The organism is Streptomyces xylophagus (assembly GCF_000716435.1).
Taxonomy (GTDB): Bacteria; Actinomycetota; Actinomycetes; order Streptomycetales; family Streptomycetaceae; genus Streptomyces; species Streptomyces xylophagus.
Window position 1 is genome coordinate 414,518 of sequence record NZ_JNWO01000005.1, and the last position, 14,413, is coordinate 428,930.

The window sequence follows — 14,413 nt, forward strand, 5'->3', positions numbered from 1 at the left end:
GGCTGCACCGACATCACTCCGGCAACCCCAGTGCACCGGCGAGCATCGGCCACGAGGCCGTGAACTCCCCTTTCCAGTAGGCCCAGCTGTGCCCGCCTCCCGAGTAGAAGTGCGTGGTGACCGGAATGCCGAGCAGCGCGAGAATCCCGGTGAAACTGTGCGCCGAGGGCCACAGCAGACTCTCCAACGCCTCGGGCAGCCAGTCGCCCGAACCTCCCACCACACCACTGCCGTTGGACACGTACAGGGGCGTGCCGCGCAGCCCGCCGGCCTTGGCGCGCGGATTGAAGTCACGCCAAGTCGGCGCGTTCAGAAGGGGATTGCCCCAGAGCGTCAGCGGCGCCAGGTTCTCGCGGGCCACGATGGCGTCCACGAGCGAGGGCACTCCGGGGGCCGTGGTGTCGAGGATGCCGCTGTAGGAGGCGGCGGCGGTGAACGCGCCCGGGTGACGGGCCGCGTGCGCCATCGCGCCGTAGCCTCCCGTGGACACTCCCGCGACGGCCCGCACACTGGACGCCCGGTAGTCGCGGGCCAACAGCGCCGGGACCTCCTGGAGTTGGAAGGTCTCGTAGTCGGGACCGTCGCGCCAGGCGCTGGGGATGCCGGTGGGCCCCGCGTCCGGCATGGCGACGATCAGGTCGCGGCCCTCGGTGAACGCCTCGATGTCCGTCTCCCGGGTCCAGGACGTGTAGTCGTCGTGCGCCCCGTGCAGCAGATACAGCACGGGGTACGTGCGATCCGGCTGCGCGGCGAAGTCCGACGGCAGGATCAGCCGCACCGGCGCGCTGCGGCCCAGCGCGGGCGAGGACACGGACACGTCGACGGTGCGCGCCGAGACCTGCGTCGCGGCCCGGGCCCGGCCGACGGAGGCCGTGGCGCCGAACAGGACGGCAAGACCGGTGGCCGCCGTGGCCCGGGTGACGGCGCGGCGGGAGATTCCTCTGGGGTGGTGGTGCGGCATGGTGGCTCCTCAGTCCGGTTCGGCGGGTCCGCCCGGCGAGGCGAGCACCCGCCGCAGATGGGCGGCTATCTCGTCGACGTGCGGCGGGTCGAGCAGCGACAGGTGATGCCCCGACACCGGTACGACCGTCAGCCGCGGGCACACCTCGTCCCAGCCGAGCGCCTCGTCGTCCCGCTCGTACGCCGGGTCGCGCACGGTGTGCGGAGCCGGCTCGGTGGCCCGGTACAGGACCACCCGGCCCTCGTACCGGTCCGGCGTGTGCGCCTCGCCGATCCGCAGGTCCAGGTAGGAGGCACGCTGGTGCTCCAACGCGGCGGGCGGCACCCGCACGGCCCCGCGCAGGGCACGCAGCACGAGGTCGATGCGCTCGTGGTCGTCGTCCAGCGCCACGAGATCGTCGTAGGGCAGGGGCAGTTCGACCCCGTACGTGTCGGCGATGTGCCGGGCGAAGCCCGTGAGGTGGGTGCGGATGCGGTCGGGCCGGGGGAGGGGGCGTACGGAGTCGATGAGCGCGACGAGGTCGACGTCCCGTCCGGCGGCGGTGAGTTGGCGTGCCGTCTCCTGTGCCACGAATCCGCCGAAGGACCAACCGGCAAGCACACAGGGCCCATTGGGTTGAGCGGTGGTGATGGCCTCGACGTAGCGACGGGCCTTCTCTGACACGGTCTGCGCGTCCTCGATCCGGTCCAGCCCGTGCACCGGCCGGTCCTCGCCCAGGCGTTGGGCGAGGGTGCGGTAGACGTCGGTGGTGCCGCCGGCGGCGTGGAACAGGAAGAGCGGATGGTGTGTCCCTCCGGGTGGCGTGCTCATCAACTGGCCTATCCGGTCCGCCACTTCATCGACCGTGCCGGCGTCGAGCAGGTCGCGCAGGTGCAACTCGACGCCGAAGTCGCGTTGCAGGGCGGTGCGGATGCGGACGGCCATGAGGGAGTCCAGACCGAGGTCGGCCAGTGCCGTGGTGGGGGTAATGCGGGCCGCCGGATGGCCGGTGACGGCGGCGATGTGGTGGCTGAGGCGGGCGGTCACCGAATCTCCTACGGCGTCCGTGGCCGGCTCGGCCCACCGGTGTGCCGCGGTCGTCGCGACGGGCGCTCGGCCGTCGGTCCACCAGTACCGGACGTGCCGCCAGCGCGGTACGGGAAGGTCGATGACCCGGCCGGACGGCAGCGGCAGATCAAGGCCCGCCGCGTACAAGGCGCCCAACTCCCCGAGGAACGCGGCGGATCCGGCCGCGTCGCGGCGCAGCGTGCCCACGGTGAGGGCGCCGGGCACGGTCTCGGTGAGGGACCGGGTCAGCACTGGATGCGGCGAGATCTCCACGAAGGCGGTGTGGCCGTCGGCCGCAGCCGCCGCGAGGGCCCGGTCGAGACGCACCGGCCGACGCAGGTTGGCGGCCCAGTGATCGGCGTCGAACTCGCAGGCGCCGCGCGGGTCGTCGAGGACGGTGGAGTAGACGGGGATGCGCGGAGCCCTGCCTCCGACGTCCGCGAGGGCCTCGGTCAGTTCCGGCAACAGCGGGTCCACCTGCGGTGAGTGCCCGGCGCCGACCACCCGCATGGCCCGGGCGGCACGCCCTCGCTCCTCCCACCGCCGCACCAGCCGAGCGACGGCCATCTCGTCACCGGTGACGACCTTCTGCCGGGGCGAGGAATGGACGGCGACATGCACACCCAGGAACTCCCGCTCCAGGGAAGGCAGTTCACCGTCCTCCAGATCTACGACGGCCATAGCGCCCCCGCGCAACTGCCCCAGCAGCCGGGCCCGTACGGCGACGACGCGCGCCCCGTCCGCCACGGCCAGCGCGCCCGCGCAGACGGCGGCGGCCACCTCACCCAGCGAGTGACCGATCACGGCGACAGGCTCGACGCCGTACGACCGCCACAGCTCGGCCAGTGCCAACTGCACACCGAAAAGGACTGGTTGGGAAACATCGAGCCGGTCGAGATCCCCGGCGGACGTCAGGTGCTCATGGAGGGAGAAGCCGAATACATCGGCCAGCTGCGCATCCAGCTTCTCCACCGCGGCGGCGAAAGCCGGTTCCTCCAGGAGGAGTTGGCGCCCCATGCCGGTCCACTGGCAGCCGTACCCGGAGAACACCCACACCGGACCGGGCCCCACGAGATCACGGTCACCGGTCACCACCCGCGCGTCCCGGCCGCCACCCTGCGCCAACGCGCCCAGCGCATCCGCCAGTTCGCCCCCGCCGCGAGCGACGACCGCAGCGCGTACCGGCCCACGCCCCGCTCGTCCCGCGAGTGTGCGCGCAACGTCCGCCGGACGGGCAGCGCTTCCTTCGGGGGTGCGGAGCCACGCGGCGAGTCGGGCTGCGGTGTCCCGGACCCGCTCGGTGTCGACGTCGGAGAGGAGGTGAAGGCGGGCGGCGGACTGCTCGACCGGTAGGGGAGCGGGGCGCCATTCCTCCAGTACCGCATGGGCGTTGGTGCCGCCGAACCCGAAGCCCGAGATGCCGGCGGTGGCCGTACCGCCGTAGCGAGGCCATGGTTCGGGCTCGGTGACCACGCGCAGCCGTGCGTCCCCGAGAGTGCTGCCGTACAGCGACGGCGGGACGAGGTCGTGGTGGAGGGCGAGGACCGTCTTCACCAGGCCGGTGATACCGGCCGCGGACTCCAGATGGCCGAGGTTCCCCTTCACCGAGCCGAGCAGCAAGGGCTGTTCGGGGTCACGGTCCGCACCCAGCACCGCGCCGAGCGCGCCCGCCTCGATCGGGTCGCCGAGCGGGGTGCCGGTGCCGTGCGCCTCGACGTAGTCGACGTGGGCCGGGGTGAGTCCGGCGTGTGTGTAGGCGGTGGTCAACAGGGCCTGTTGGGCAGCAGGGTTGGGGGCGAGCAGGCCGTTGGAGCGGCCGTCGGAGTTGACGGCCGTCGCGCGGATGACCGCGAGGACACGGTCGCCGTCCCGCTCCGCGTCGGACAGCCGCTTCAGCAGCACCGCCGCGCAGCCCTCACCGCGTCCGATGCCGTCGGCCGTCGTGGCGAACGGTTTGCAGTGGCCGTCCGGGGCGAGTGCGCCCGCCCGTTGGAAGGCGACGCCGACGACGGGGGACAGGAGGACGTTGACTCCGGCGGCGATCGCCGTGTCGGTCTCGCCGGTGCGGAGGCTGACGCAGGCCTGGTGCACGGCGACGAGGGAGGACGAACAGGCCGTGTCCACGGCCATGTTGGGCCCGCGGGTGTCCAGCACGTACGCCAGTCGGCCTGCCGTCACGCTGAGCGCGGCGCCCGCCGGGGCCCAGGGGTCGACGGTGTTCGGGTCGGCGCCGGTAAGCTGTCCGTACTCGGGGGCCGAGACACCGACGTAGATGCCGGTCGCCGTTCCTGCCAAGGCAGTTGCGGGGACAGCGGCGTGGTCGAGGGTCTCGCGGACGACCTCCAGGAGGATGCGTTGCTGGGGGTCCATCACCGCGGCCTCGCGCGGGGTGATGCGGAAGAAGTCCGCGTCGAACCCGGCGATGTCGTCCAAGTAGCCGCCGCACGCGGGGGTTTCGTCAGGTGGGAACGCCGTGAAGTCGGCCCATCTGTCCTCGGGGACGCGTCTGATCGCGTCGACGCCGTCGATCAGCAGGCGCCAGTAGTCGGCCGGACCGCGCACCCCGCCCGGCAGTCGGCAGCCGACCCCGATGACCGCGACGGGTTCGCCCGGCGCCACCGGAGCGGGGGCCTCCCGCGCGACCCGCAGGGTCGGACCGCACACGCGGTCCACCAGGGCGTCCACGGTCGGCGCCTCCCACAGCAGCGTCGCCGGCAACTCGTGCCCCGTCAGGAGCGACAACTCGCCCGCCAGCACGACCGCGTCCCGCGAGGACATGCCGAGGTCGGCCAGCGGCCGGTCCATGGGGACGTTGGTGAGAGGGGTGCCGTTCCATTCGGCCACCCGTTCCGCGATCCGGCGGCGCAGCAGCGCCCTGTTGTCGGTGGCCGTCATACCGCGGTCTCCGCCGCGTAGACGCCCTCCAGATACCGGGCGCGGGTCAGGGCCCGCGAGACCTTTCCGCTCGATGTGCGGGGCACGGTGCCGGGCGCGACCACGACGACATCGGCGAGCCGCAGCCCGTGCCGGGCGGAGACGGCCGCGCGGACGGCCCGCGTGAGGGCCGATACGTCGAGGTCGGCGAGGCTGGTGGTCCGCGCGTGCTCGGCCACGACCACCACCCGCTCACCCGCGCCACCCGGCACCCCGAACGCGGCGAGCCGGTCCCGCCGTACGGCCGAGTGCGCGTCCTGGGCGGTGGCCTCCACGTCCTGGGGATAGTGGTTGCGGCCGTCGACGACGATGAGGTCCTTGAGCCGGCCCGTGACGATCAACTGCCCGTCCAGGACGGTCCCGAGGTCGCCGGTGCGCAGCCAGTCGCCCGGCGCGTCCTCGCCGAGCGTGGCACCGAAGACGCGCCGGGTCTGCGCCGGGTTGTTCCAGTAACCGCGCCCCACATTGGGACCCTGGACCCAGATCTCCCCGACCTCCCCCTCGGCCAGCACGGCGTGGGCGACCGGATCGACGATGCGTACCCGCTGCCCCACCGGTATCCCGCACCCCGCCAACAACACGGCTCTGGGATCGTCGGGCCGTGCGGGCAACGCCTTCCCGGCGGCGAGCGCGTCACGGTCGAGGGCGAACCGGCCGAGCGCGCGGCCGGGCCGGGCGGCGCTGACGAAGACGGTCGCCTCGGCGAGCCCGTACGACGGACAGTGCACCTCCGCCGCGAGCCCCTGCGCGGCGAACGCGGCGTGGAAACGGTCGGCGGTGCCGGGCCGGACGGGTTCGCTGCCGTTGATCAACGCGGCGACCCCGTCCAGCCGCAGCCCCTCCTTCTGCGCCCCGGTGACGGTGGAGGCGCAGTAGTCGTAGGCGAAGTTGGGCGCGGCACTCAGCGCACGCGGATGCGCGGCCAACAGCCTTAGCCAGCGCGCCGGTTCGTGCAGGAACGCGGCCGGGTCCATGAGCACCGACAGCAGGCCGCGCACCACCGGGGCCGCGACACTCAGCACGAGCCCCATGTCGTGGTAGAGCGGCAGCCAGCCCACACAGGTCACCTGGTGCGCGTCGGCACCGTAAGCGGCAAGCGCCTGACGGGCGTTGGCGACGACGTTGGCGTGCGTGATCTCCACGCCGGCCGGAGCGCGGGTGGAGCCGGAGGTGTACTGGAGATAGGCGGTCGCGTCCGAATCGGGCGCCGGAGCCTGCCAGTTGAGGGCGGCGGAGTCCGGGACCTGCTCCACGGCGAGGACGGGCACCCGCGCGCGCTCGCAGAAGTCCGACACCTCCTCCAGAGTGCGACCGGTGGTCAGCACGACCGCCGGACGCGCGTCGGCCAACACCCCGACGAGCCGGTCGGCGTGCCCCGGCAGACCGGGCGGATACAGCGGTACGGCGACCATCCCGGCCGTCAGCGCCGCCAGGAAACCGGTGATGTAGTCCGTCCCCTGCGGGCACAACAGGGCGACGCGCGAACCGAGTTCGGCCTCTTCCGTGAGCCGGGCGGCCAGTGCGCGCACGCGCAGGTCCAGGCGCTGCCAGGTCAAAGTGCGGTGCACACCACGGGAGTCGGGGGCCGGGTGGTCGACGAACGTGAACGCCCGGCGGTCCGGGGTGAGGTCGGCCCAGTGCCGCACGTACTCGGGGAGAGTCCGGTACGCGGGCGCGAGCGGGGGACGGCGGCTGTCCATCGGGCGTGCTCCTCACATCGCGGTACATCGCGGTGGCGGCTGGCGAGGGAGAACAGGGCGAGCGGAGTGAACAGGGCGGTCAGAGCGGGATGTTGCCGTGCCGCCGCTCCGGCATCGGGGCGCGTTTGCCGCGCAGCGCGCGCAGGGCGCGGCTGACGTGGACGCGGGTGTCGCGCGGCGCGATGACGTCGTCGACGTATCCGCGCTCGGCGGCGAGGTAAGGCGTCCCGTGCGTCGCCTCGTACGCGGCGACCAGGTCGGCCCGCAGTGCCTCGGGGTCGGCCGCGGCGGCGAGTTCACGCCGGTGCAGCACACCCACGGCACCTTCCGCGCCCATGACGGCGATACGGGCGGTGGGCCAGGCGAGGTTGAGGTCGGCGCCGAGGTGCTTGGAGCCCATCACCGCGTACCCGCCGCCGTACGCCTTCCGCACCACCACGGTGACCTTCGGGACGGTCGCCTCGGCGTACGCGTACAGGAGTTTGGCGCCGCGCCGGATGATGCCGCGCCGCTCCTGGTGGACGCCGGAGAGATAGCCGGGGACGTCGGCGAAGGTCAGTAGCGGGATGCCGAACGCGTCGCAGAACCGCACGAACCGCGCCGCCTTCTCGGAGGCGTCGATGTCGAGGACACCGGCCGAGTGCAGCGGCTGGTTGGCGACGACCCCGACACTCGCGCCCTCGACCCGGGCCAGCGCGCAGATGATGTTCGGCGCGAACAGTTCCTGGACGTACAGGAGTTCACCGTCGTCGACCACCGCGTGCAGGATGTCCCGCATGTCGTAGGCCTGCCCGAGCCGGTCGGGCACGACCTCGTCGAGCGGCGCCCCGGCGGCGACGGAACCGGGCGCGTACTCCGGGGGCCGCTCCAGGTTGTTGGCGGGAAGGTACGACAGCAGGTCGCGTACGGTGTCCAGTGCGTCCCCCTCGTCGGCGGCGAGGAAGTGGGCGTTGCCGTTCACGGAGTTGCTGGTGCGGGCGCCGCCCAGCTCCTCGGCGGTGGCGCGTTCGCCGGTGACGGCCTCGATGACGTCGGGGCCGGTGACGAACATGTGCGAGGCGCCGTCCACCATGACGGTGAAGTCGGTGATGGCGGGGGAGTACGCGGCGCCGCCCGCACAGGGCCCGAGGATGACGGAGATCTGCGGGATCACCCCGGACGCCTTCACGTTGCGGCGCACCAACTCGGCGTAGAGAGCGAGTGAGTTGACGCCCTCCTGGATGCGGGCGCCGCCGGAGTCGTTGAGGCCGACGATCGGGCAGCCGGTCTTCAGGGCGAGGTCCATGAGGGCCACGGTCTTCTCGCCGAACGCCTCGCCCATGCTGCCGCCGAAGACCGCCGAGTCCTGCGCGAACACACAGACCGGCCGCCCGTCGACGGTGCCGTACCCGGTGACGACCCCGTCGCCGTAAGGGCGTTGGGCACCGTCACCGAGGGCTCTGGCCCGCACGAAGACACCGGTCTCCGCGAACGAGCCCGCGTCCAGGAGCCGTTCGATCCGCTCCCGTGCACCGAGGGCTCCGCGTCTTCTCGGCGCCGCCGTGACCACCGCCTGCGCCCGTCGGTGTGCCAGGTCGGCGATGCGTCCGGCGGTGCGGTCCGCCGCAGGTGTCACTGCCGTCAGGGATGTTGTCGCGTCCAGCGTCACAGCCACCTCCGAAGTGGTTCTCGAATATGGCAGCGATTCGGAAGCGGACCAGGGGATCGCCGTTCTGTTTGCGGGAGTTGAGTCCCAGGCGACGGAGGTTCGTCCTGAGGTGACAAGGGAGTGACGGTCGGCGGGCACAGCGGATAGGCGTCCGCGGTCCAGACCATTAGTGTGGTCATGTCACTGGCAACGTTTCCATTCCCTCTTACGTGACCACACCGACGCGCTTGCAGGAGGACCCCGGATGAGATCGCCGATGAGATGGCCACTGACCACGGCCGACGGAACCGAGAACCGCGTACTGCGCCTCCTGGCCCTCGGGTTGACCGCCCTGCTGCTCGGCGTCGCGGCCCTCCTCGGAGCCCCGCAGTCGGCCCGGGCCGCGGCCGGGGCCGTGACGGCGTACCCGGTCCCGTCCGTCTACCCGGCGTCCACCGACTACAAGTTGACCGTCAACGGAACGTCCGTACCCGTCACCAAGTACACCGGGTACGACATCGCGCAGCTGGCCCTCGGGACCGGCACCGCCACCATCTCCGTGACCAAGCTCAACAACACGGCCATCGGCGCGTACAGCATCAGCCCGCAGAAGCTGGGCATCACGGGGACCGTCAGCGGCCCGACTCTGACCTTCACCGTCCAGAACGACGAGTACCTGATCGTCAAGCTCGACGGCCGCCCCAACCTCGTCATCGCCGCCGACCCGGCCGAGACCAACCGCCCGGCGACGACCGGTACCGGCATCTTCAACGTGCAGAGCGCGCCCTACTCGGCCCAGCCGAACACCGGCGCCTACACGACGACGGCCTTCCAGGACGCCCTCAACGACGCGGCCGCGTACGGCTCTTCGAACGGCACGCAGGGCATCGTGTACGTCCCGGCGGGCGTCTACACCCTGGGGAATCTGTATCTGCGGAGCAACCTCGCGCTCTACCTCGCACCCGGCGCGGTCCTCCGCTACACGGGGGAGGCCAGCCACTATGTGGTGACCGGACACAAGACCTCACAGGGCCGTGACCTCACCTGGTTCATCTCGACCCGCTACTCCTCGACGAACATCAAGATCTACGGCCGCGGCATCATCGACGGCAACGGCCAGGCCGCGCTCGCGCCCTCCAACCTCGGCGTGAATCTCCTGGCCCCGATCTACACGAGCGGGTTCACCGTCGACGGCATCACCTTCCGGGAATCCAGCAGTTGGGCGATCATCCCGCTGCGCTCCTCGGACATGACCTTCCGCAACATCAAGATCTTCAACAGGTTCGACATGGGCGAGAACGACGGCATCGACGTCATGGAGTCCACGAACGTCACCGTTGACCACGCGATCGGCATCGGCCTCGACGACCCGTTCAGCACCAAGACCTGGCCCGACGTCGCCGACATCTACAAGTCGGTCCCCGGCACCGCCCGCCCGCTGGACAACGTCACCTTCAACGACCTTGTCTCCTGGACCTATTGCTACGGCGTCAAGGTCGGCCAGGGTGTCTACGAGTCGCAGAACAAGGTCACCTTCCAGCACGTCGTCGTCTACGACGCGGCCGTGGGCATCGGCGTCCACCACAAGTACGGCACGGCGAGCGCGACGAACCTCAAGTTCGACGACATCGACATCGAACGGCTCAGCTACAAGAACGACGACAACCGGACCTGGCTCGCCCTGATGACCGGCAGCACCGCGGGCGTCGGCCCGATCACCGGCGTCACGATCTCCAACGTCCGCGTCCGCAACGCCGGCGTCACCGCCGCGCGCGTCAACGGGCAGCCGGGGGCGCCCATTTCGGGTGTGGCGCTGAGCCATATCGTGATGCCGGGGAGCACGACCGGGGCGACCACCTTGACCCAGGTGAACCTGACCAACCTCTCGGACTACGGGACGCTCACGATCACGCCCTGAGCTTGGACAGCGGCGAAGGCGGCGGCGCGGTGGTCGGCCGGCAGTCGAGAAGACACCAATTCCCCACGCTTCTCGGGCTGTTAGCCTGCCCGCATGTCTGATCTTGGATCCGTCGTCGCCTGGCCGCCCGAGCCGATCAGGACCGAGAGGCTCGTGCTCCGTGAGCCCGAGGCCAGGGACCGTGCGGCGTTCGTCGAGCTGCTGGCGTCGCCGGAGGTGCACACCTACCTCGGCGGCCCCCGGCCGCGTGACGAGCTCGAGCGCGAGCTGCCCGGGGTGCCCGAGCGGTGGCCCGGGAGTTTCGTCGTCGATCTCGACGGGGCGATGATCGGCCAGATCCTGCTCAGGAGGGCAACGGGGCACCGTCGCCCGGCCGCTGCGGGGAAGGCCGATCTCGGCTACCTGTTCCTGCCGCAGGCGTGGGGGTTCGGGTACGCCGCCGAGGCGTGCACGGCGGCACTCGACTGGTTCGACGGTGTCTTGCCGGGAGAGCCGGTGGTGCTCACCACCCAGACCGCCAACGCCGGCTCGATGCGCCTCGCGGCAAAGCTGGGGTTCACCGAGGTGGAGCGGTTCGAGGCCTGGGACGCCGAGCAGTGGCTCGGCCTGCGGTCCCCGGTGACGCCGTCCGTTTGAGCCCGGGGTCGCCAGGTCGGACAGCCTCGGCAGCGCCCCCCTGACAACCGCCCCCGGCTCACGCCACCCCGCCACCCACCCCCGACGCCCCGGGCAAAGCCCGCGGATGCACCGGAAACAAATGCCGCACCCCCTCCCCGCACAGATCGAGGGCAAGCTCGCAGAACATCGCGTTCGCCCAGCCGAACCAGTCCCGTGTGAACCGGCCAGGCGCGTCGACATGGAAGCTCTCGTGCATCAGGCCGGTACCGGCGGTGGTGGCCGCGAGCGTGTCCAGGGCCCGAGCCGCCTCGTCCGCGTTGCCCGTCAGCCCGGCCGCAGCTATCGCCAGCGGCCAGACGTGACGGTCCGGCGTGTGCGTACTGCCGACTCCGGACGCGTAACTCCCGCTGAAGTAGGAGGGGTTGCCCGCAGAGAGAACGAAGCGTCGAGTGGCCCGGTACAGCGGATCCTCCGATGTGCACCACCCGCTCAGAGGGAGGCTCAGCAGACTCGGAAGATTCGCGTCGTCGCAGAGCAGCGCCGCCCCGAGCCCGTCGACCTCGTAGGCGAGAACGGAGTCGCAGTCCACCTCCGCCACCCCGTGCGCCAGAATCCCGGCGTCGATCTCATCCGCCAACTGCCAACATGCATGGGCGAGTTCGGTGTCGTCGAGGACCGCCGCCGCCAGCTCCGCCAACCCGTGCAGAGTCGCCGACGCCAGCGCGTTGGCCGGCACCGGATAGCCGTAGGTGCACGCGTCGTCGCTCGGCCGGAAGCCCGACCACGTCATGCCGGTCCAACCGACCCGTGCGCCACGGCCGTTGAGGGGAAGACTGTCACCGGCGAACGGCCCGGACGGCCGGACGAACCGGTAGGGCGAGTCTGCGTGTGACTGTTCCGCCCGCCACAGCCGCACGATCAACCGGGCCGCGCGGTGGAACGCCTCGTCGAGATGGTCCTCGCGTCCGGTCGCCCGCCGGATCGCGTACGCCAGCTGCAACGGGGCGCAGAGCGAGTCGAGTTCGTACTTGCGCTCCCAGACCCAGTCGCCCGGCGTGGGCCGGTCGCCGGGTTCGCCGTGTGCGCCGGTGGGGCCGTCGTTGAAGGCGTTGGCGTACGGGTCCAGCAGAACGCAGCGGATCTGCCGGCGCGAGACCCCGACCAGGACATCGCCGACCTCCGGGTCCGTGGCCACGGCGAGATAGGGACGAACCTGCGCCGTGCTGTCCCGCAACCACATCGCCGGGATGTCACCGGTCCTGACGAACACCTCCGCCGAGCCGGCCGACAAAGTGCCCCGACCCGTCGCCTCCTCCGACGCCCCGCCCCAACCCATCGCCCCCTCTGACATCCCGGTCGGCGGAGCGTCCCAACTCATCGACGTAGCCCACGTGTTGGTCAGGCACCGCTCGACGATCTCCGCCGCCGGACCACCCCGCAGCTCGGTGGCCAGCCGTCGCCCGAGCGTGCTCAGTGACTCCGGAACTGCCCACACTGTTCCGGATGTTGATCCGGGAAACGTTACCATCGCGCCTCTTGACTGCCTCATGTGGCGTGCGCCACGGTGTGATCGCCAGGAAATGGAAACGTTACCTTGAGCGGGTCGGCGACCACCAGACGGTCGGGTCGACCTCGGTCCGGGTCATCGCCAACTCCTCGGAGGAAGAAGGTGAGCGCGTGTGACAGCCGCTCCGCACCAAGAGACGCGAACCGCCGCACCGCCCGTGGACCCACCGCCGGACCGAGGGCTCCCGGGGCGCCTCGGACGGCCCTGGCGACGGCGACGCAAGCGGTCCTCGGACACCCTGGCCGCGTACGTGTTCCTGGCCCCGGCGCTCATCGGCTTCACGGCGTTCGTCGTCTACCCGCTGTTCCGGTCCGCCTACTACGCGCTGACCAGCTACAACGGCCTGTCGGACCCGAAGTTCATCGGCCTCGACAACTTCCGCCGGATGTTCACCACCGACCCGTCCTTCTGGCCCTCGGTACGAGCCACACTCCTGCTGGTCGTGCTGTACGTGCCGCTGTCGCTGGCCATCGGGCTGGCCCTGGCCGTCTTCTGCAACCAGCGGATGCGCGGCGTCAGCCTGCTGCGCACCCTGTGCTATCTGCCGGTCGTGCTGCCCGTGGTGGCCACGATCACGCTCTGGAAGTTCGTGTTCAACCCCCAAGTCGGCCTGGCCAACCAGGTGTTGAACTGGCTCCACCTGCCCACCAGCGAGTGGCTGTCCAGCGAGGACTCGGCGATTCCCTCGATCGTGATCGTCATGCTGTGGAGCGTCGGCTCCACGATGATCATCTTCCTCGCCGCGCTCCAGGCGGTGCCCACCGAGCTGTACGAGGCGGCCAGACTCGACGGCGCCGGCCCCCGCACGGTGTTCTTCCGGATCACCCTGCCGCTGATCAGCCCGATCATGATGCTGCAGGTGGTCCTCCAGATGGTGACGGCCCTCCAGGCGTTCAACCAGCCGAAGATCCTCTCACCGGACGGCCAGGGCGGTCCCGGGTTCAGCACCCGGACGCTGATGCTGTCGATCTACAACAACGGCTTCCCCAAGCTCGGGCAGGTCTCGCAGTTCGGCTACGCCTCCGCCCAGGTGTGGGTGCTGTTCCTCGTCATCGTCGTCGTGATCGCCGCCACCGCCCGCTTCTCGTCGATTTGGACCTACAGTGACCACGTCTCCTGACGTCACCAGGGCGCCGACGACCGCGCCGACACCGGCCCCTCCGACGAAGCCGCGCGGCAGGGCCGTACGCAAAGCATCTTGGTACGCCACCGCGCTGCTGATCAGCTCGGTGATGATCCTCCCCATCCTCTGGATGCTCACCGTCGCGCTGAAGGGCCCCTCCGCGGTCTTCGAGGTCCCGCCCCGGCTCCTGCCCCACGAGTTCCACTTCAGGAACTTCGTCGACGGGCCGAAGGTCATCCACTTCCCGCGCCTGCTGCTCAACTCCGTTGTCATCACCGGCCTTTCGGTGATCGGCGGCGTGATGACGTCGATGATGGCGGGCTACGCCCTGGCCCGGCTGCGCTTCCCCGGCCGCAAGGTGTGGTTCTACGTCTTCGTCGGCAGCATGCTGCTGCCCCCGGTGGTCGGCATCATCCCGCTGTTCCAACTCTTCAAGGACATCGGCTGGTACGACACCTGGCTGCCGCTGATCGTCCCGGCCTTCCTGGGCGGCAATCCGCTCTTCATCTTCCTCGCCCGCCAGTACTTCCTGTCGATCCCGCACTCCATCGACGAGGCCGCCAAGGTCGACGGCGCGGGACACGTCCGGATCTTCGTCAGCGTGATGCTGCCGATCACGAAGCCCGCCTGGATAACGATGTCAATCCTGGCCTTCCAGATGTCCTGGAACGACTACCTCAACCCATTGATCTACCTGTATTCGTCCCAGAAGTGGCCGCTGAGCGTCGGCATGGCCTCCTTCGTCTCCCAGTTCGCCGGCCAGACCCCGGACTGGAACCTCTACATGGCCACCAACCTGCTCTTCATGCTCCCGCCACTGGCCGTGTTCTTCGTCGCCCAGCGCTACTTCATCCAGGGCCTGAGCGCTCTGGGCACCGTCAACCAGCGCTGATCCGCATCCCGTCCCGACCCACCTAC

Annotated in this window: 9 protein-coding genes; 4 read left to right on the top strand and 5 right to left on the bottom strand. The window is 70.6% G+C overall.

The genetic code is table 11. The features are described 5' to 3' along the window. Positions 1-13: 13 nt before the first annotated feature. From OO70_RS13180 to OO70_RS13195, 4 genes are all read right to left on the bottom strand, one after another. On the bottom strand, positions 14-961 hold the full coding sequence (locus OO70_RS13180; protein WP_043668821.1) for an alpha/beta hydrolase: 948 nt from the start codon (positions 959-961) through the stop codon (positions 14-16). A gap of 9 nt (positions 962-970) precedes the next feature. Next, positions 971-4,903 carry a type I polyketide synthase gene (locus tag OO70_RS13185; RefSeq protein WP_043668824.1) on the bottom strand — a complete coding sequence of 1,311 codons (3,933 nt, stop codon included), beginning with the start codon at positions 4,901-4,903 and terminating at the stop codon, positions 971-973. Beyond that, the gene (locus OO70_RS13190) at positions 4,900-6,642 is read right to left on the bottom strand and encodes a fatty acyl-AMP ligase (protein ID WP_043668827.1); all 1,743 of its coding nucleotides are present in this window, start codon (positions 6,640-6,642) and stop codon (positions 4,900-4,902) included. The genes OO70_RS13185 and OO70_RS13190 overlap by 4 nt, the downstream gene beginning before the upstream one ends. Before the next feature lie 79 nt (positions 6,643-6,721). Further along, positions 6,722-8,257 (bottom strand): acyl-CoA carboxylase subunit beta, encoded by a 1,536-nt coding sequence (locus OO70_RS13195; RefSeq protein ID WP_043669117.1) that lies wholly within the window; start codon positions 8,255-8,257, stop codon positions 6,722-6,724. A gap of 289 nt (positions 8,258-8,546) precedes the next feature. Here OO70_RS13195 and OO70_RS13200 point away from each other — a divergent pair, with 289 nt between their 5' ends. Beyond that, positions 8,547-10,187, top strand: a complete 1,641-nt coding sequence (locus OO70_RS13200) for a glycosyl hydrolase family 28 protein (RefSeq protein WP_051741155.1) — start codon at positions 8,547-8,549, stop codon at positions 10,185-10,187. Between the two features lie 93 nt (positions 10,188-10,280). Beyond that, a complete protein-coding gene (locus tag OO70_RS13205) occupies positions 10,281-10,823 on the top strand; it encodes a GNAT family N-acetyltransferase (RefSeq protein WP_043668829.1) in 543 nt (180 codons plus the stop codon). Positions 10,824-10,881: 58 nt separating this feature from the next. Here OO70_RS13205 and OO70_RS13210 read toward each other — a convergent pair whose 3' ends face one another. Continuing rightward, positions 10,882-12,300 carry a glycoside hydrolase family 125 protein gene (locus OO70_RS13210; RefSeq protein WP_078651374.1) on the bottom strand — a complete coding sequence of 473 codons (1,419 nt, stop codon included), beginning with the start codon at positions 12,298-12,300 and terminating at the stop codon, positions 10,882-10,884. A gap of 184 nt (positions 12,301-12,484) precedes the next feature. On the opposite strand from OO70_RS13210, the gene OO70_RS13215 reads away from it, so the two are divergent. Together OO70_RS13215 and OO70_RS13220 are read left to right on the top strand one after the other, a co-directional pair. Next, a complete protein-coding gene (locus OO70_RS13215) occupies positions 12,485-13,492 on the top strand; it encodes a carbohydrate ABC transporter permease (RefSeq protein WP_234336834.1) in 1,008 nt (335 codons plus the stop codon). Further along, on the top strand, positions 13,476-14,387 hold the full coding sequence (locus OO70_RS13220) for a carbohydrate ABC transporter permease (protein ID WP_043668838.1): 912 nt from the start codon (positions 13,476-13,478) through the stop codon (positions 14,385-14,387). Before OO70_RS13215 ends, OO70_RS13220 begins: the two co-directional genes overlap by 17 nt. Positions 14,388-14,413 lie beyond the last annotated feature (26 nt).